The 18,316-nt window shown below is 70.2% G+C and carries 18 protein-coding genes; 7 read left to right on the top strand and 11 right to left on the bottom strand.

Translation table 11 applies throughout. The annotated features are described in order from the left end of the window. The first annotated feature begins 89 nt into the window (after positions 1-89). Positions 90-752 carry a Tat pathway signal protein gene (locus EOD42_RS00200; protein WP_127785049.1) on the top strand — a complete coding sequence of 221 codons (663 nt, stop codon included), beginning with the start codon at positions 90-92 and terminating at the stop codon, positions 750-752. Between the two features lie 52 nt (positions 753-804). On the opposite strand, the gene EOD42_RS00195 is transcribed toward EOD42_RS00200, so the two are convergent. From EOD42_RS00195 to EOD42_RS00180, 4 genes are read right to left on the bottom strand one after another with little or no spacing between them, the layout of a single operon-like run. Further along, positions 805-2,130 carry an amidase gene (locus EOD42_RS00195; RefSeq protein WP_127785048.1) on the bottom strand — a complete coding sequence of 442 codons (1,326 nt, stop codon included), beginning with the start codon at positions 2,128-2,130 and terminating at the stop codon, positions 805-807. Between the two features lie 60 nt (positions 2,131-2,190). Then, positions 2,191-2,628 (bottom strand): hypothetical protein, encoded by a 438-nt coding sequence (locus EOD42_RS00190; RefSeq protein WP_127785047.1) that lies wholly within the window; start codon positions 2,626-2,628, stop codon positions 2,191-2,193. Beyond that, complete coding sequence (locus tag EOD42_RS00185; RefSeq protein WP_127785046.1) at positions 2,625-3,488, bottom strand: alpha/beta fold hydrolase; 864 nt, start codon at positions 3,486-3,488, stop codon at positions 2,625-2,627. The genes EOD42_RS00190 and EOD42_RS00185 overlap by 4 nt, the downstream gene beginning before the upstream one ends. After that, entirely contained in the window at positions 3,488-4,711 is a 1,224-nt protein-coding gene (locus tag EOD42_RS00180) for a CaiB/BaiF CoA transferase family protein (RefSeq protein WP_127785045.1), read from the bottom strand. Before EOD42_RS00180 ends, EOD42_RS00185 begins: the two co-directional genes overlap by 1 nt. Before the next feature lie 93 nt (positions 4,712-4,804). Here EOD42_RS00180 and EOD42_RS00175 point away from each other — a divergent pair, with 93 nt between their 5' ends. Next, the gene (locus tag EOD42_RS00175; protein WP_127785044.1) at positions 4,805-5,680 is read left to right on the top strand and encodes an alpha/beta fold hydrolase; all 876 of its coding nucleotides are present in this window, start codon (positions 4,805-4,807) and stop codon (positions 5,678-5,680) included. Further along, positions 5,677-6,117, top strand: a complete 441-nt coding sequence (locus EOD42_RS00170; RefSeq protein ID WP_127785043.1) for a GNAT family N-acetyltransferase — start codon at positions 5,677-5,679, stop codon at positions 6,115-6,117. Before EOD42_RS00175 ends, EOD42_RS00170 begins: the two co-directional genes overlap by 4 nt. Here EOD42_RS00170 and EOD42_RS00165 read toward each other — a convergent pair. Then, positions 6,071-7,051, bottom strand: coding sequence for a LysR family transcriptional regulator (locus tag EOD42_RS00165; RefSeq protein ID WP_127785042.1), 981 nt, complete (start codon positions 7,049-7,051; stop codon positions 6,071-6,073). The two genes, EOD42_RS00170 and EOD42_RS00165, sit on opposite strands and share 47 nt — an antisense overlap. A gap of 82 nt (positions 7,052-7,133) precedes the next feature. On the opposite strand from EOD42_RS00165, the gene EOD42_RS00160 reads away from it, so the two are divergent. From EOD42_RS00160 to EOD42_RS00145, 4 genes are read left to right on the top strand one after another with little or no spacing between them, the layout of a single operon-like run. After that, positions 7,134-8,966, top strand: coding sequence for a CocE/NonD family hydrolase (locus tag EOD42_RS00160; RefSeq protein ID WP_127785041.1), 1,833 nt, complete (start codon positions 7,134-7,136; stop codon positions 8,964-8,966). Continuing rightward, a complete protein-coding gene (locus EOD42_RS00155; RefSeq protein ID WP_127785040.1) occupies positions 8,963-9,439 on the top strand; it encodes a GAF domain-containing protein in 477 nt (158 codons plus the stop codon). Before EOD42_RS00160 ends, EOD42_RS00155 begins: the two co-directional genes overlap by 4 nt. Then, positions 9,436-10,404 (top strand): Bug family tripartite tricarboxylate transporter substrate binding protein, encoded by a 969-nt coding sequence (locus tag EOD42_RS00150; protein WP_127785039.1) that lies wholly within the window; start codon positions 9,436-9,438, stop codon positions 10,402-10,404. Before EOD42_RS00155 ends, EOD42_RS00150 begins: the two co-directional genes overlap by 4 nt. A 33-nt stretch (positions 10,405-10,437) precedes the next feature. Continuing rightward, positions 10,438-11,661, top strand: a complete 1,224-nt coding sequence (locus EOD42_RS00145; protein WP_127785038.1) for an aminopeptidase — start codon at positions 10,438-10,440, stop codon at positions 11,659-11,661. Positions 11,662-11,928: 267 nt separating this feature from the next. On the opposite strand, the gene EOD42_RS00140 is transcribed toward EOD42_RS00145, so the two are convergent. The 6 genes from EOD42_RS00140 to EOD42_RS26120 all read right to left on the bottom strand — a co-directional run bounded on the left by EOD42_RS00140 (position 11,929) and on the right by EOD42_RS26120 (position 18,260). After that, a complete protein-coding gene (locus EOD42_RS00140; protein ID WP_240654724.1) occupies positions 11,929-12,915 on the bottom strand; it encodes a Bug family tripartite tricarboxylate transporter substrate binding protein in 987 nt (328 codons plus the stop codon). A gap of 29 nt (positions 12,916-12,944) precedes the next feature. After that, positions 12,945-13,595: a pyridoxamine 5'-phosphate oxidase family protein gene (locus tag EOD42_RS00135; RefSeq protein WP_127785037.1), complete on the bottom strand. Its 651-nt coding sequence runs from the start codon at positions 13,593-13,595 to the stop codon at positions 12,945-12,947. Between the two features lie 40 nt (positions 13,596-13,635). After that, positions 13,636-14,106: a DUF2269 family protein gene (locus EOD42_RS00130; RefSeq protein WP_127785036.1), complete on the bottom strand. Its 471-nt coding sequence runs from the start codon at positions 14,104-14,106 to the stop codon at positions 13,636-13,638. Continuing rightward, the gene (locus EOD42_RS00125; protein ID WP_127785035.1) at positions 14,106-15,383 is read right to left on the bottom strand and encodes an SDR family oxidoreductase; all 1,278 of its coding nucleotides are present in this window, start codon (positions 15,381-15,383) and stop codon (positions 14,106-14,108) included. Before EOD42_RS00125 ends, EOD42_RS00130 begins: the two co-directional genes overlap by 1 nt. Before the next feature lie 45 nt (positions 15,384-15,428). Next, the gene (locus tag EOD42_RS00120) at positions 15,429-16,517 is read right to left on the bottom strand and encodes a site-specific DNA-methyltransferase (protein ID WP_408902129.1); all 1,089 of its coding nucleotides are present in this window, start codon (positions 16,515-16,517) and stop codon (positions 15,429-15,431) included. 63 nt (positions 16,518-16,580) lie between these two features. Further along, entirely contained in the window at positions 16,581-18,260 is a 1,680-nt protein-coding gene (locus EOD42_RS26120) for a methyl-accepting chemotaxis protein (RefSeq protein WP_127785034.1), read from the bottom strand. Positions 18,261-18,316: the final 56 nt, after the last annotated feature.

The following is an 18,316-nucleotide window of genomic DNA, read 5'->3' as shown; positions in this document are numbered from 1 at the left end:
GGCGCTTGGCTGATATGTGTCAGGGCTGTTAGGTTTTGTTCCAGAGTGTTGGGGCGCCTGCCGCCCCGTTTTCAAGGAGGATAATGCTCATGCGTCTGATGCGCCGTGCCTTCGTGGCACTTGCCGTTCTGCTGGGCCTCGGTGCCCTGGCGCCTGCCCAGGCCCAGAACCGTTTCTACCTGATCAACAACTCGGGTGAGGTGATCCGCGAGGCTTACGTCTCCTCCTCACGCGTGCAGAACTGGGGGCCGGACATCCTGGGCTCCAGCGTGCTTCCCGCCGGCAATCAGGTTTTCGTGACGCCGACCTTCGGCGACTGCGTGCTGGATGTGCGCGTGGTGTACATGTCCGGCCGTGAGGCCACCCGCATGGGCGTGAATGCCTGCAGCATCACCCGCATCGTGTTCGGTGGCGGCGGCGGAAACGGCGTCTATCAGCAGCCGGGCGCGGGCGCCGGTGCCGTGATCGGCGGGGGCGGCGGTGCGGCCGTCACTTCGGGCAACCCGTCCTTCAACCTGATCAACGGCACGGGCACCACGATCCGCGAGGTCTATGCCTCGTCCTCCCAGCAGTCCAACTGGGGCCCGGATCGTCTGGGTGCCAACGTGCTGAACCCGGGCGGCAACATCTATATCGGGCTGCCGGGCAGCATGGGCTGCATGACCGACATCCGCGTGGTGTTCATGAACGGCGCCTCGCAGGAGCGCCGCGGCATCGAGACCTGCTCGATCGGCTCGCTCACCTGGCGCTGAGCCGGGGCGGGACCCAAGGAAAAAGGGGGCTTCGGCCCCCTTTTTTGTGCCCTCAGCCCGCCAGCGCCTTCTCCACCGCGCCGGCGGTCGCGAACAGCGCCTCATCCGCGCCATGCGCGCCCATCAGCATCAGCCCCACCGGGGCCTCGCCCGGCCGGTGGCAGGGCACGCTGATGGAGCAGCGGTCCAGGAAGTTGCCCACCGTCGGGTTGCGCAGCATCAGCAGGTTGATGCGGGTGAATTCGTCCGGGTCGTCCACCGCCGTGATGGGCGGCGGCAGCAGCGGCACGGTGGGCATCAGCACCGCGTCGAACGGCGCGGTCTTGGCGGCGACCGCGGCGATCAGGTTGCGCCGGGCGGCCTGCAGGCTGATGTAGTCCTCGGCCGTCATGGCCGCGCCGCGGCGGATGCGGGGCGCGATGATGGGGTCGTAGAACTCGCCCTTGCGGTCCAGCAGGTCGTGGTGCCAGGTCCAGGACTCGCTGGCGGTGAAGCCGCCCTTGGCGTTGATGGCCGGGATGGCGTCGATCTCGGGGATGCGGATGTCCGTCAGCACGGCCCCCGCCGTGGCCAGCCGCGACAGCGCCGCCTGATAGGCGACGGCCACCGCATCCTCCATGCCCTGCTCGACATAGTTGCGCAGCACCGCCAGCCGCAGGCCGCGCACCGGCACCTCATGCGGGGTGGTGGGGGTGTCGGCGATGATGCCGTCCAGCACCTGGCAGCAGCTGACGCTGCGCGCCAGCGGGCCGATGGAGTCGAGCGTGAAGGACAGCGGCAGCGCGCCTTCCAGCGGCACGCGCTTCTGGGTGGGCTTGAAGCCCACGATGCCGTTCAGCGCGGCCGGGATGCGGCAGGAACCGCCGGTATCGCTGCCCAAGCCCCCGAAGCCCATCCCCTCGGCCGCGGCGACGCCCGCGCCCGAGGAACTGCCGCCCGGCAGGCGCCGCGTCTTGCGGTCCCACGCCGAGGCGGGCGTGCCGTAATGCGGGTTCACGCCGAGGCCCGAGAAGGCGAACTCGCTCATGTTCGTGCGGCCGAGGATCACGAGCCCGGCGGCCAGCAGGCGGTCCACCACGGGGGCGTTGGCGGCGGCCGCTTCCTCGCCCTTGCGCGCGACGGACCCCGCGAGCGTCACCTGGCCCTTCTGGTCGAACAGGTCCTTGATGGTGACGGGAATGCCGGCATAGCGGCCGGGGCTGCGCCCGGCGCCGCGCAGCGCATCCATGGCATCGGCACTGGCCAGTGCCGCCTGGGCCTGCAGGTCGATGAAGGCCAGGGGCTCGACCGCCACCTGGACCAGGGCTTCCTCCACCAAGGCGCGGGAGGTGGTGCGCCCGGCTTCCAGCGCCTCGGCAGCCTGTTCGATCGTCAGCATCGCGGAACCCTTCGTGATCGTCTGTGAAATACTACGCGCATCCGCCCGGTTAGGGGAGGGTCACTGACCGAAGGGATTGTCCTGCTGCAGGCGGCGCAATGCCGCAATGACGTGCAGCACGGGCGCGGGAAGGTCCGGCGGCGTGCCGGTTCCGCGCCACATGATGAAATGCCCGGTGGGGCCCGCGCCCATGGTCAGCGTGCAGGTCATGTTGGAAGGCTCGCCGCGCGGCAGGCGGCGGAAGCCCGCCCCCTCCAGCATGCGCAGCCATTCGGCCACCGGCTGGGGCCGGCCCTCGATGGGCCGGCTCTCCAGCGGTGCCGCGAAGGTCTGCCGGCGCAGGCGGGTCAGTTGGCCCGCGCTGTCCACGGCAACCCCGCCGCCCCCGCCCGTGAAGCCGCCGCCGCAATAAAGGCGCAGCGCCTGCTCGGCCCGCGCCCCTGCCCGCACTTCGGCCGGTGCCGCCAGCAGCAGGGCTGCCAGCAGCGCGCGCTTCACCGCAGGAAATCCAGGATCAGTTGCACCTGGTTCGCCTCCATCAGCGCGGGCGCGTGGCCGCAGCCGGGGATGGTGGCGAGGGTGACATTGGCGGACCCGGCCATCTTCTGCGCGTCGGGCGCCAGCAGCAGGTCGCTGCTCTCGCCGCGCACCACCAGGGTGGGGCGCGCCGCCACCCAGGGCCACAGCGCCCACAGGTCCACATCCGCCAGCGGCCCCGCGCCCATGGGTTCCACGATGCGCGGGTCATAATGCAGGCGCCAGCCGCCGGTGGGCGTGCGGTGCGCGCTGTGGGTGGCCAGATGCCGCCATTCGGCATCCGTCAGCGGGCCGAAGGGCGCGTGCACGCGCCGCAGATAGGCATCGACCTGTTCCACGGACCCGTATTCGGCCTGCGGCTGGGAAAGATAGTCGCGGATGCGCTCCAGCGAGGCGACGGGCACGAAGGGCCCGATGTCGTTCAGCACCATGCGGCGCGGGCCGGCACCCAAGGCCCCGTTGGGTATGCCCGACAGCCCCATGCCGATCAGCCCGCCCATGGAGGTGCCGACCCAGTCATATTCGCCCAGCTGCGCCAGCAGCGGCGCGATCAGCCCGACATAGACCGGCACGATGTACTGGCTGCCCAGCGGCAGCCAGGCGGAAATGCCGCGCCCCGGCACGTCCAGGCAGATCACCCGGCGGCCCTGGGCGGCAAGGGCCGCCGCCAGCACGTCGAAATCCCGCCCGTTGCGGGTCAGCCCGTGCACGCACACGACAGGGCGGCCATCGGCCGGCCCCCATTCGTGCCATCTGACCATCACCCCGCCCCCTTCGAAGGGCGAGAGGAAACCGCCGATCGAGGGAGACAGGGATGCCATCAGATGATGCCCTTTTCCTTGAGTGCCGAGACTTCCGCCTCGCTCATGCCCAGGATGCCCTGCAGCACCTCGGCATTGTGCTGGCCCAGCACGGGGGCGGCGGAGCGATAGCTGGGCGGCGTGGCCGACAGCTTCACCGGGTTTGCCGTGACCTTCACGCGGGCGCCCGAGGCATGGTCCATTTCCAGCACCATGTTGCGCGCGATCACATGCGGGTCGCTGAACACGTCCTTCAGCGTGTTGATCGGCCCGCAGGCGATCTTCAGCGCCTCCAGCGCCACGATCCATTCGGCCGTGGTCTTGGACTTCATCAGCGGCGTCAGCGTGTCGGTCACCAGCTGGCGGTTCTCGACGCGCTTCGGGTTGGTCGCGAAACGCTCATCCGCCAGCAGGTGCTCCTGGCCGAAATTCTTGCAGAAACGCTCGAAGGTGGGGTCGTTGCCCACGGCCAGGATCAGGTAGCCGTCCTTGGACGGGAATTCCTGATAGGGCGCGATGTTGGGGTGCTGGTTGCCCAGGCGCGGCGGGTTTTCGCCGGTGGACAGGAAGTTGCTGCCCTGGTTGGCCAGCCAGGCCACATGGGTGTCCAGCATGCCGATGTCGATCTGCTGGCCCTGGCCGGTCGCATGCCGGTGGTTCAGCGCGGACAGGATGCCGATGCAGCCATAGAGGCCCGCGAACAGGTCGGCCACGGGCACGCCCGACTTCTGCGGGGAACCGTTGGGCTCACCCGTCAGGGACATGATGCCGCCCATCGCCTGGATCAGCGCGTCATAGCCCGGGCGCGGCGCATAGGGGCCGGTCTGGCCGAAGCCCGTGATCGAGCAGTAGATCAGGCGGGGGAACTTCTTGGACAGCTGCTCATAGCCCAGGCCGTACTTGGCCAGCGCGCCCACCTTGAAGTTCTCGGCCAGGATGTCGCAGCTTTCCAGCAGCTTCATGATCACCGCCTGGCCCTCGGGGCTGGCGATATCCACCGTGACGGACTTCTTGTTGCGGTTCACGCCGACGAAATACGCGCTCTCGCGCGTGTTGGGCACGAAGGGGGGCGCGAAGCCGCGCGTGTCGTCGCCGGCCTCGGGGCGTTCGATCTTGATGACCTCGGCGCCGAGGTCGCCCAGCATCTGGGTGCAGGTGGGCCCCGCCAGGACGCGCGTCAGGTCCAGCACGCGCAGGCCCTTCAGCGGGCCGGTGTTTTCGGGGGCGACAGTGGTATCGGGCATGAGGCTGTTTCTCCTGGCCCATGGTTTCATCACGGGATTGCCGACCTGTCACCCCCGCACCATGCTGCGCCCGCCGGATGAGGAGAGCGCGCGATGCCCAAGATCACGACCGATGACGGGGTTGGCCTGTATTACGAGGAGGTCGGGCAGGGCACGCCCATCGTCTTCGTGCATGAATACGCGGGCGACTGGCGCAGCTGGGAGCTGCAGATGCGCTTCTTCGGGCGCCGCTATCGCTGCATCACCTATTCCGCGCGCGGCTACACCCCCTCCGACATCCCGCAGGACGAGGCGTCCTATGGCCAAGCCCAGGCGGCCGACGACATCGCGGCCGTCATCAAGGGGCTGGGCCTCGGCCGCGCCCATGTGGTGGGCCTGTCCATGGGTGCCTTCGCCACCCTGCATCTGGGGCTGCGCCATCCGGAGCTGGCGCTGAGCCTGACCGCGGCCGGCGTGGGTTACGGCGCCGACCCGGCCAAGCGCGAGCAGTTCAAGAAGGAAACCGAGATCAACTGCGAGCGCATCCGCGAGCAGGGGATGGACGTGTTCGGCGCCACCTACGCGCGCGGCCCCACGCGCCTCGTCTATGAGGAAAAGGACCCGCGCGGCTTCGCGGAGTTCGAGCAGCAGCTGCGCGAGCACGACACCATGGGCAGCTACCTGACCCAGCGCGGCGTGCAGCTGAAGCGCCCCTCGCTGTTCGACCTGAAGGAAGGCTTCGAGAAGCTGAGCGTGCCGACCTTCATCGTGGCCGGCGACGAGGACGACCCGACGCTGGAGGCCAGCATCTACCTCAAGCGCACGATCAAGTCCTCGGCGTTGCTGGTGATGCCCAAATGCGGGCACACCATGAACATCGAGGACCCGGACGCCTTCAACCGCGCCGTGCTGGACTTCATCACCCATGTGGATGCCGGCACCTGGCGCAACCGCATCCCGGCCAGCCAGTCGGGCGGCATCGTGCGATGACATTGGTGATCCGCCCCGTGGTGCCGGCCGATGGGCCGGCGATGGTGGGGCTGCTGCACCAGCTTGGCTACACCGCCTGGCAGGGGCCGGCGGTGGAGGCCAACCTGACCCGGCTGCTGGCCACCGGCAACGACCCGGTGCTGGTGGCGGAGCGGGACGGCAGGCCCGTGGGGCTGATGGGCCTGCACATGTTCCATGCGCTGAACTACGCCTATCGCGTGGCCCGCATCACCGCGCTGGTGGTGGATGAGGGCGAGCGCGGCACGGGCCTCGGCCGCATGCTGGTGGATGCCGCCGAGGAGCTGGCCCGCCGGGGCGGCTGCGAGGCGCTGGAGCTGACCAGCGGCATGCACCGCCCCAAGGCGCATGAATTCTACCGTCGCATCGGCTTCAACGATCAGGCCCTGCGCTTCCACCGGCCGATTGCGCCTCTCTGATCATCCCTGACCCGCCCCGGCGCAGGTTTTCCGCAAGGGCGGCGGCCTGGCGCCGCGCCTCGGCGGCCAGCAGGGCGCAGAATTGCTGCGTGATGTCCGAGCGCGGCTGGAAGGCCGGGGTGAACAGCCCGTAGCGCAGCGGCACCGAAGGCTCGAACCGCCGCATCACCAGCCCCGTGGCACCGCTGGACCGCGCGACGAACGGGTCCGCCAGCCCGATCCCCAGGCCCATGGCGACCAGCTGGCAGGCGATGGCGCCGTTCGCGCCCTCGAAGCGGATGCGCGGGGCGACGCCCGCCTGCTGCATCGCCTGTTCCAGCGCGGTGCGCAGCACGCTGCGCGGGTGGGTGGCCACCAGGTCCTGCCCGGCAAGGTCCGCCGGTGAGAGGCTGCGGCGGCGGGCCAGCGGGTGGTCGCGCGGCATCACCATCACGGCTTCCACGTCGCAGAGCAGTTCGACGCGCACGCCGGGGTGGTTCAGCGGCGGGACGGTCACGCCCAGGTCGAAATGCTCCTGGTCCAGCAGGGTCTCGGCATCCAGGCGCAGGCGGGCCTCCACCGTGGCGGAAAACGCCGGAACCTCCCGGGCCATGCGCCGCAGGGGCTCCCGCAGCAGGGCGTGGGTCACCTGCGGGGCGGTCAGGATGCGCAGGTGGTTGTCACGCTGGCCGGCCCGCAGCTGGCGGGCCAGGCGGTTCAGCCCCTCATGCCCCGCCAGCACGCGCTCGGATTGCTGGTGAAAGCGGCGGCCCTCCGCGGTCAGCACCAGGCGGCGGTTCTCCCGCGTGAACAGGGTGAAGCCCAGCTCCTCCTCCAGCGCCGCCAGCAGGCGGCCCACCTGCGGCTGGCTGCGCCCGAGCCGGGTGGCGGCCTGGGAGACGGAGCCGCTTTCCACGAAGGCGCGCAGCGCTTCCAGCATGTTCATCCGGGGCATCGGCGCCTCATGTGCGAAAAGCGTATGGAAATGGACGAATAAGACATTTGACACAGAAATGCGCCCGTCCTGTCATCCCGGAATGTCCGACAGCGATCTGATCGGCGACGCCTGGCGCGTCGCGCCCGCCACCTACGCCGCCGCGCGCGAGGTCCCCTTCGCCCTGCCTGAGCTGCCGCTCAGCCGTTATGTCACGATGCGCGACGGCTGCCGCATCGCCCTGGATGCCTGGGTGCCCGAGGGTGCTTCCGGCCCGGTGCCGACCATTCTGATCCACACCCCCTACTATCGCCGCTTCAAGCTGAAGGAAGGCGGGCAGGGCGACGCCATCCCGAATGCCGGCAAGTTCGTGCGGTATTTCGTGCCGCGCGGCTATGCGGTGGTGGTGGTGGATGTGCGCGGCACCGGCGCCAGCTTCGGCACCCGTGATGCCTTCCGCTCACCGAAGGAGCGCGAGGACGCGCGTGAGATCACCGACTGGATCATCGCCCAGCCCTGGTCCGACCAGCAGGTGGGCGCGACCGGCATTTCCTATCCGGGTGCCGCCAGCGACTTCCTGGCCAGCACCGGCCATCCGGCCGTGAAGGCGATCATCCCGCTGTTCGCCGTGTGGGACACCTATGCCGACAACTATTACCCGGGCGGCATCCTGCTGAAGCAGCTCGCCAAATCCTATGACGACCTGATGGTCGCCATGGACCATGACAACCGCGAGCTGCTGCGCAACTACGTCTATTACCAGAACCCCGACCTGGCCGGCCCCCACCCGGTGGATGAGGACCCGGACGGCGCGCTGCTGGCCCAGGCCCTGCATGAGCACAAGGGCAATTTCCGCCAGCCGGATTTCATGGGCGAGTTCCGCTTCCGCGAGGAGCCGCTGCCCTATGATGCGAGCTTCTCCTCCGCCTCCTTCAGCCCCTATTCCGTCAGCCCCAGCATCAGGCCCGAGGTGGCGATCATGGCCTGTTCCGGCTGGATGGACGGCGCTGGCTACGCCAATGGCGCGATATCCCGCTATCTCACGATGAAGAACAACAAGGTCCACCTGCTGCTGGGCCCGTGGGACCATGGGGCGCGCTGCAATGTCTCGCCCTGGCGCCGCGACCAGACGCCGGATTTCGACCTGTTGGGCGAGATGCTGCGCTTCTTCGACCACTACATGCTGGGCCGCGCCACGGGCCTCGATGCCGAGGCGCCGATCCATTTCTTCAGCCTGCATGCCGAGCGCTGGAAGTCTGCCACCCAATGGCCGCCGGTGGAGACCACGACGCGCCTGCTGCCCGCGGCCGACGGCGCGCTGGCCGCCGCCGCCGCGCATGCGCCCCCCTTGGCCCGTGCCGAAACCCGTGCGGACTTCACCGCGGGCTCCGGCAACGGCACGCGCTATGAGCGCATCGCCGGCATCAACGCCACCACCTATTACGCCGACTGGCAGCCGCGCGAGGCGAAGCTGCTCGGCTGGTCCGGCGCGCCGCTGGAACAGGCGATGGAGATGTCGGGCCACGCCATCGCCGACCTCTGGCTGGAATCCTCCGAGCCCGATGCCGCGATCTTCGTCTATCTCTCGGAGGTCGAGGCTGACGGCACCGTGCGCTACGTGACCGAGGGCCTGCTGCGCGCCCTGCACCGCAAGGAAAGCCCGGCGCCCGCGACCTACCAGACGAGCTGGCCCTTCCGCAGCTATCGGCGTGAGGACGCCTCGCCGCTCACGGTGAACGAGGCCACCCGTATCCGCGTGCCCCTGCTGCCCATTTCCTGGACCTTCCAGAAGGGCAGCCGCATCCGGGTGTCCATCGCGGGCGCCGATGCCGACCATTGCGTGCAGGTGCCGCATGGCCGTCCGCCCAAGTTGACCGTGCTGCTGGGTGGCGAGAAGGCCACCGCCATCCACCTGCCCCTGCGGCCGGCGGCGTGAAGGCGCTCGACACCCTCGCGCTGGCGCTGGGTGAGGCGGGCAACCCCTTCGCCGCGCTGGACGCGGCCTTGCAGCAGTTGGTCGGGCACCGTTTCCTGACCGTGCTGCTGTACCGCCACGACCTGGGCGTGGCGGAGCGCCTGTATTCCAACCGGCCGGAGATGTTCCCGACCGGCGGCCGCAAGCGCTTCGAGGACGCGCCCACCCAGAAGCGCGTGGCCGAGACCCGCCGGCCCTATATCGGCCCGGATGCCGCGAGCCTGCGCCGCGACTTTCCTGACCATGAAAAGATCTTTGCCCTGGGCTGTTCCAGCATCCTGAACATGCCGGTGCTCTGGGCCGGCCAGGCGCTGGGCCAGGTCAATCTACTGCATGAGGAAGGCCATTTCGGTACGCAGCACCTGCCGCCCGTGCGGGTGGCGGTGCAGATGTGCGTGCCTGCCTTCCTCGCCCTCAAGGAAACCACCCCATGATCCTGCGCCGAGCCCTGCTGGCGACCGGCCTCGCCACGCCTGCCCTGGCGCAGGACGCCCAATGGCCCCGCCGCGCGCCGATCAAGCTGATCGTGCCCTTCGGCTCGGGCGGCGCGACGGACATCGTGGCGCGCGTCTTCGCCGAAGCGATGGGGCGTGAGCTCGGCCAGTCCATCGTGGTGGACAACCGGCCCGGCGCCGGCGCCACCATCGGCACCGCCGCCGCCGCGCGCTCGGCACCCGATGGCTACACCATCGCCGTCTCCACCATCAGCGGCATGGCCGTGGGCCAGACGCTCTATGCCGAGCGCGTGACCTGGGACGCCGACCGCGACTTCGCCCATATCGGCATGATCCTGCAGACGCCCTGGATTCTGTGCGTGAAGCCGGGCGGGCCGATCCGCAGCCTGGCCGACTGGGTGGCCGCCAGCAAACGCCCGCCGGGCCTGGCCTATGGCACCACCGGCGTGGGGTCGGTCGCGCATCTGCTGGGCGTGCAGCTCAACACCGCCGCCGGCGGCGGGGTGATGGAACACATCCCCTACCGCAGCCTCAGCCAGTCCAGCGCGGACCTGCTGGGCGGCACCATCCCCGGCATCATCGAGAGCCTGACCGCCACCAGCAGCTATATCCGCGACGGCAGCATGCTGGCGCTGGCTTCCTCGGGCACGCGGCGCTCCCCAGCCTTCCCGAACATCCCGACCTTCTCGGAACTCGGCTTCCCGCAGGTGGTGGCCGAGGGCTGGGCCGGGCTGGCGGCACCCGCCGGCACGCCGCGCCCCATCCTGGAGGGCTTCGCCCGCGCCCTGCGCGCCGCCCACGCCCAGCCCAATGTGCAGCAGCGCCTGGCCGAGCTCTCCTCCACCCCCGGCGCGCTGTATCTGGACGACGCCCAGGCCTATGTCCGCCAGCAGGTGGCAGACTGGGCGCCGATCGTGCGCGCTTCGGGCGCCCGCCCGGAGTAGGCCGCCGGCGGGGCCGGTGCTAGCCTTCGGGGCATGAGCACCGATCCCCGCCTCGACCGCCTTGCCGAAACCGCCATCCGCGTGGGCCTGGGCCTCGCGCCCGGGCAGGAACTGGTGATGACCGCCCCGGTGGAGGCGCTGCCGCTGGCGCGCCTCATCACCGAGCACGCCTACAAGGCCGGCGCCTCCCTGGTCACGACGCTGCTGAGCGACGATGTCTCGGCGCTCGCGCGCTACAAATACGGCCGCGAGGAGAGCTTCGACACCGCCTCCGGCTGGCTGTTCGAGGGCATGGCCGCCGCCTTCCGCAACAATGCCGCGCGGCTGGCCATCGTGGGCGACGACCCGACCCTGCTCTCGGGCCAGAACGTCGAGCATGTCTCGCGCGCAAACCGTGCGCGCTCCAAGGCATACCGGCCGGCGCTGGAACTGATCAGCTCCTCGGCCATCAACTGGACCATCGTCGCGGCCTCCACCCCCGCCTGGGCCAAGGCGGTGTTCCCGGACGACGCCCCGGATGCGGCCGTGGCCAAGCTGTGGGACGCCATCTTCAAGGCATCGCGCGTGGACAACGACGACCCCGTCGCCGCCTGGGCCGCCCACAACAAGACGTTGCACGCGCGTTGCGACTTCATGAACGGCCACCGCTTCGCCAGCCTGCATTTCCGCGGGCCGGGCACCGACCTGAAGGTGGGCCTGGCCGACGGCCATGCCTGGATGGGCGGCGCCTCGCCCGCCAAGAACGGCATCATGTGCAACGCGAACATCCCCACCGAGGAAGTGTTCACCACCCCGCACATGCTGCGCACCGAAGGCTATGTCGCCGCCAGCAAGCCGCTGGCCCACCAGGGCACGCTGATCCGCGACATCCGCGTTCGGTTCGAAAACGGCAACATCGTCGAAGCCCATGCCAGCACCGGCGAGGAAGTGCTGAACCGCATGATCGGCACCGACGAAGGCGCCCGCCGCCTGGGCGAGGTGGCCCTGGTGCCGCACGCCAACCCGATCGGGCAGACCGGCATCCTGTTCCTCAACACCCTGTTCGACGAGAACGCGGCCTGCCACATCGCCCTCGGCCAGGCCTATGCCCAGTGCTTCGAAAACCCGAACCTGCCCGAGGACGAGCTGACCCGCCGCGGCGCCAACCGCAGCCTGATCCATGTCGACTGGATGATCGGCAACGCGGAGACGGACCTGGACGGCATCAAGCCCGATGGGGCCGTGGTGCCCCTGATGCGCCAGGGCGCGTGGGTGTAGGGGGCGCTCCGGGGCGCTGCCCCGGACCCCGATCAGGGGCTTTGCCCCCGATACCCCCATCAACGGCCGAAAGGCCTTTGGAAACTGGGAGCTGAAAGTTTGGGGAAGGGGATCAGAAGGCCCTCTGGCTCAGCGTGCCTTCGCAGCCCCTTCCCCAAACTTTCAGATACTGATGGGTTCCAAGGGTCGTTACGACCCTTGGCGGGTGTCCAGAGGGCGGAGCCCTTTGGTCGGGGTCCGGGGGCAAGGCCCCCCGGAGAGCGCAACCTACTCCCGCTGCAGCCCTGCGCGCCGGATGACTTCGCCCCAGTGCTGGATGTCGCGCTGCGTTGCGGCCAGCATTTCCGCCGGGTTGCTGTTCAGCGGCGTCAGGCCGAGGTTCAGCAGGCGGGCCTGCATTTCGGGGTCGGCGTTGATCTTCAGGAATTCCTGATTGAGGCGCGCGATGGCCGCCGGCGGCGTGGCGCTGGGCACCATCAGCCCGTGCCAGGTGGTGCTGACGAAGCCGGGCAGGTTGCAGGCCTCGGCCACGGTGGGCACGTCCGGCAGCTGCGGGTGGCGTTCGGCGGAGGTGATGCCGAGGATGCGCACGCGCCCCGCGCGCATGTCCTCCACCACCGTGCCGGACTGGTAGAAGAAGAACTCCACCTCACCCTGGTACAGCGCGATCATGGCCGGCGGGCCGCCGCGATAGGGCACGTGCTGGGCTTCGAGGCCGGTGGCCTGCAGGAACTGGGCGGCGGCCAGATGGGTGGAGGCGCCAATGCCGCTGCTGGCGTAGTTGAGGCGCCCCGGGGCGGCGCGCAGGGCCGAGATCACGGCCTGGCAGTTGGTGTATTGCGGGCGCGCCTGGGTGCTGACGGTGAAGGCGTTCGGCGCGTCGAAGGTGCGCATCACCGGCGCCAGGTCGCGCATCGGGTCGAAGGACATGCGCAGCAGCAGCGGGTTGGTCGCCGTCAGGCTGACGGTGACCAGCGCCACCGTATGCCCATCGGCCGGCGCGCGGGAGACGGCCTCCGCCGCGACGTTGCCGGTGGCGCCGACCCTGTTTTCCACCGTGACGGGCACGCCGAGCGCCGCCGACAGCCGCGGGGCCGCGAGGCGCAGATACACATCGCCCGAGGTGCCGGCCGGGAAGCCGTAGATCAGCGTGACGGGCCGGCCTGGGATGGGGAATTGCTGGGCCTTGGCGGCGGGGGCCGCCACGGTGCCGAGCATGGCGGAAAGCAGAAGGGAACAGAGCATGCGGCGCATGGCAGGGGTCCTTGCTGTGGGAACGGGGGTCAGTAGAGCCGCTTGGTGTAGCTTTCCTCGAGCAGCACCTGGATTTCCTCGCGGCTCTTGAAGTTGCGGCCGGTGTGATCGCGCCAGATCTCGGCGGCGGAGGGGAAGTCCTCCAGCGGCGCCCATTTCTCCGGCTGCCAGAGGTGGGAGCGCATGACGGCCTTGGCACAGTGCAGGAAGGCGTCCTCGACCGTGACGACCAGCACGGTGGCCGGCACCTTGCCGAAGCTCGTCAGGCTTTCGCGCAGGGGCAGATTGCGGGTGATGCGGGCGCGGCCGCTGATGCGCAGCACCTCGCCGAAATGCGGCACGAAGCTGCACAGCCCGATGCGCGGGTTGGCGACGACATTGCGCAGCGTGTCGATGCGGCGGTTGCCCGGCGCGTCGGGGATCAGCAGCGTGTGGTCGTCGTGAACCTTGATGAAGCCGGGCTCGCCCCCGCGCGGGGAGGCATCGGCATCGCCCCCGGCATCCGCCGTCGCGATCATGGCGAAGGGGCTGCGCGCCAGGAAGGTGCGGCAATGCCGGTCCAGCCGGTCCAGGTGCTTCAGCACCGGAATGCCCTGCGGCGGAGGATAGATCTCCCGCAGCTGGGCCTCGCTGGTGATGTCGTCGGCTTCGGGCAGGTCCAGGGGCAGGTCCAGGGGCATGGCCGGAGTGTTCCGACGGAAACCTTCCGTGGCAAGCTTATTACAGGGCTGGCCGGGCCACCATCAGCCAGATGATGCCCAACACCGCGCCAAAGGCAGGAAAGCCGAAGGCAAACCACCAGCGGAACAGGCGGTGGTATTCGGCCGGTAGGGCCTGCCCGTCGCGGGCGGCGGCGCGCGCCAGCTCCCGCATGCGCCACTGCATCCAGACCACGGGCAGCCAGAAGGCGCCTGTGAACAGATAGAGCAGCAGGCTGAGCCCGACCCAGCCTTCCAGGATCGGATAGCCCGCCCACCAGGCCAGCAGCCCCCCGGTGATGGGCTGCAGCACCACGGCGGTGGCGGTGAACAGCGTGTCGGCCAGCACCACCACCCCGGCGGTGTGCGCCACCAGCGCCGCGTCCCGCGTCCGGTGCGCCATCAGCATGAAGAAGGCGATGCCAGCCCCGGTACCCAGCAGCACGGTGGCGCCGATGATGTGCAGCACCTTCACGGCCAGGAAGGCATCCATCACCGGTCGTCCAGCACCGCCAGGGCCGCCAGCGCCAGGAAGGCCGCCGGAATGATCTTGAGGAAAGGCCCGAGCGGATCGAGCCACAGGTCCCCGCGCAGCAGCGTGCCGCCGAGCAGATAGCCGGCGGAGACCACCAGCATGCCGGCCAGCGCCCAGCCCGCCGCGCGGCGCCACATCACGGCCAGCCCCAGCGCGATATCCACGACGCTGCCGCCCACCACCGCCCACCAGGCGGCTTCCTCGGGCCATTCGTCCAGCACGGTGGCGGCACCTTCCACGTTCAGCAGGCCGATGATGCCCGAGATCAGCCAGAAGCCCGCGAGCACGCCCAGCATGGCGGGCTTGAGGAAATAGAGCCGGGCAAACCAGCGTTCCTGCACCCCGGCGGGCCAGCCGGCCAGCATCGCCGGCACCGACAAGGGTTGGCGGCCGAGGGCGCGCTGGGCGTCGGCGGGCTTGCCCTCTATGCCCTGGCGCAGTTGTTCCAGCGCCGTGCTGCGCATCGGGCTGCGCCAGCCGAGCCAGGCGAGCCCATCCGCAACCCGCCCGGCCGCCCATGCCAGCGGGGCGGGCAGGGGGATGACGCGCGCGGGCCGCAGCCCCAGCCAGCGCCGCAGTTCCGGCAGCAGGCGCCGCAGGGGCCATGGCTCGGCATGCACCAGGTCCAGCCGCAGGCGGGCGGGGCCGTCCAGCGCGCGCAGCACCGCCTCCGCCACGTCCTCCACCGAGATGGCCTGCACGGTCGCATCGGGCCATGCCAGCGGGATGCAGCCGGGAAAACCCGCCACCCCCCGCAGCAGCGCGGACCCGCCATAGGCCGTGGGCGCCAGCACCAGCCCAGGCCGCAGGATCACCCAGTCCAGTGCCGAGCGTTCCAGCATCATCTCGCCGGCCAGCTTGGTGGCGTTGAAGGCGGTCTCGCGCCCGACCGCCACGCCGGCCGCCGAGAGATGCACGAAGCGCCGCACCCCGCGTGCCTCACAGGCCTGCACCAGATGCCGCAGGCCGTCGGCATGCACCGCGGACAGGCTGTCGCCCGGCGCATCCTGCAGGGCGCCCGCGCAGTTCACCACGGCATGGACGCCATCCAGCAGGCCGGCCCATTCCTCGGCGGTCGTGTGGCGCAGATCGGCCCGTGCCCAGGCCATGCCGGGGCTGCGGCGGCGGGCGCCATCGATATCGCGCGCGACGCCCAGCACCGGATGGCCCGCCCGCGCCAGGCGGGCGGCCACATGGGTGCCGATCAGGCCGGTGGCCCCGAGGATGAGGATCATGCGCGGAAAACTCGCCCAAAGCCGGGGCGGGGGAAAGGGGGGCGGCTACTTCGCCGCCGCCAGCACCTCGGCGCGATAGGAATCCAGCACGCGCAGCGCGCCGCCGGGCAGTTCCACATGCCAGAACACCCAGCCGTTGCAGCTGGGGGCCTCCTGCACCTCGGACCCTACCTTGTGGATGGAGCCGCGCGCGCGGCCGCAGGTCAGGCTGCCATCGGCGCCCACGATCGCGCGCCAGCGGCGCTGGCGGTCGGTCAGCGCCGTGCCGGGGGGCACCATGCCGTTCTCCACCAGCGTGCCGAAGGGCAGGCGCGGCTGCTCCTTCTTGCTGGGGGCGACGGCGACGGCTTCCTCGGACAGCGGCGTGATGCTCATCGCGCGCTGGTGGGCGGCGGTGGCATAGACCGTCTCGCGCTCGATGCCGATGAAGTGCCGGCCCAGCTTGCGCGCCACGGCGGCGGTGGTGCCCGACCCCAGGAAGGGGTCCAGGATGACGTCGCCCGGCGCCGTGCAGGACAGGATGACCCGCTGCAGCAGCGCCTCGGGCTTCTGCGTCGGGTGCAGCTTGCGCCCATCCTCGCCGCGCAGGCGCTCATGGCCCGTGCACAGCGGAATGTACCAGTCCGAGCGCATCTGAACGTCGTCGTTCAGCGACTTCATGGCCTGGTAGTTGAAGCGGTGGCGGCTCTCGGGGCCGCGCGCGGCCCAGATCAGCGTCTCATGCGCGTTGGTGAAGCGCCGGCCCCGGAAATTGGGCATCGGGTTCGCCTTGCGCCAGATCACGTCGTTCAGCACCCAGAAGCCCAGGTCCTGAAGCTGCGTGCCCAGTCGGAACACGTTGTGATAGGCGCCGATCACCCAGATCGTGCCGTCACGCCGCAGCACGCGGCGGCATTCGGACAGCCATTCGCGGGTGAAGGCGTCATAGGCCGCGAAATCGGTGAAGCGGTCCCACTCATCGTCCACCGCATCGACCAGGGAATTGTCCGGCCGGTGCAGGCTGCCCTTGAGCTGCAGGTTATAGGGTGGATCCGCGAAGATCGCGTGCACCGAAGCGGGCGGGAGCTGCCGCAGCATCTCCACGCAATCGCCGACCAACACCTGGTCCAGCGGCAGATTGACCCCGGTACTCACGCTCGTCCAAAACTCCCGACTCGGGCCGCAAGATGGACGGGCGAGAGTCCCGCAGTCAACCGTTCACGCCGCGCGGATGGAATTCAGGAAGCCGTCGACCCTGCCGTTCAGCGTATCGGTCTGCCGCGCGAGCGCGTCGCTGCCGTCCCTGACCAGCCTGGCGGCATCGCCGGTGGCCTGGGCGCCGCCGGTCACCTGCTCGGCCAGGCGGCTGACCTCGCTGGTGCCGGCCGCGGCCTCGCTGATGCGGCGCGTGATCTCACGCGTGGCAGCGGATTGTTCCTCGGCCGCGGCGGCGACCTGGCCCGTGATCTCGTTCATGCTGCCGATGGTGCGGCCGATCTCGCCGATGGCGGCGACCGCGCGGCTGGTCTCGTTCTGCATGGCCGCGATCTGGGCGGTGATCTGCTCTGTCGCGCGGGCGGTCTGGGCGGCGAGCTGCTTCACCTCGCTGGCCACCACCGCGAAGCCCTTGCCGGCCTCACCGGCGCGGGCGGCCTCGATAGTCGCGTTCAGCGCCAGCAGGTTGGTCTGGCCCGCGATGTCGTTGATCAGGCGGACCACGTCACCGATGCGCTGCGCGCCCTCGGACAGGGCCTGCACCGTCTGGTCGGTGGCCGCCGCGTCGGAGGCCGCCTGGCCCGCGATGCGGGCACTTTCCTGCACCTGGCGCGCCACCTCGGCGATGGAGGCCGCGAGTTCCTCGGTCGCGGCCGCCACGGCCTGGACATTGCCCGAGGCCTGCTGGGCGGCGGCGGCCATGGAGGTGGAGAGGCCGCGTCCGTCGTCAGAGACGCTGGTCAGGCTGGTGGCCGTGCCTTCCAGCTGGGTGCCGGCCTGGCGCACGGCGGAAAGCGTGGCGGTGGCGCCCTGCTCGAACTCCGCGATCAGGCCGCGCACGCGCTCGGCGCGCGCCAGCTCGGCCTTCTGGCTGCGCTCCTGGTCGGCGCGCAGGCGCTCGGCCTCCAGCATGTTGTCGCGGAAGCCGCCCAGCGCGCGCGCCATGGCGCCCAGCTCGTCGCCGCGGTCCTGGCCGTCGATGGTGCTGGTCGTGTCGCCCTGCTGCAGGGCGGCCATGCGGGCCTGCAGGCGGCCCAGCGGCAGGGAGACGCCGCGCGCGGCCAGCAGCACGCCCAGCACCAGGCTGCCCGCGAACATCAGCCCCAGCGCGACCCAGCACAGGAAGGCGGCGTCGCGCATCGCCACCGTCTGTTCGGCGGAGCGTGTCTCGATGCTGGCGCGCAGCGTCTCCGCGCGTTCGCCGATCCAGCCGATCATGTTGTTGATGGCGGGCGAGCTGACGCTCAGCGCCTGGGCCAGCCGCGCCTGGTCGCCGCTTTCGGTGGCGGTGGCGGCGGCCTCGATGGCGGTCAGCAGGGTGGGCAGGCGCGTCAGCTCCGCCTGCATGGCGCGCTGGTATTCACCCGTGCCCACCTGGGCCGCGCGGCGCATCAGCGGCTCGAAGCCGGCCGCCAGCCGCCGCACCTCGCCCAGCAGCTCCGCGCGCGCGGCGGGGGTGGGGGCGTTCACCGCCTGGAAGAAGCGCCGGCCGGTATTCGCCAGGTCGCCACGCAGGTGCTCCGCCGCGATCAGGAAAGCCGATTCACGGTCCAGCAGCAGGCTGTAGGCATCGTCCACCCATTTGGAGCGGATGATCAGGAAGCCCGACAGCGCGGCATTGGCCAGCGACAGGGCGAGGACGATGGCCGTGAGCTTCGACTTGATGGTGAGGCGGGCGAGCATGGCTTCTCCGATGCGGTTCTGCTGGCCGCATTCACGCTCGCGCTTCCCAACATTGT

The organism is Rhodovarius crocodyli, from assembly GCF_004005855.1.
Lineage (GTDB): Bacteria > Pseudomonadota > Alphaproteobacteria > Acetobacterales > Acetobacteraceae > Rhodovarius > Rhodovarius crocodyli.
This window is presented reverse-complemented; position numbering and strand designations above follow the sequence as displayed.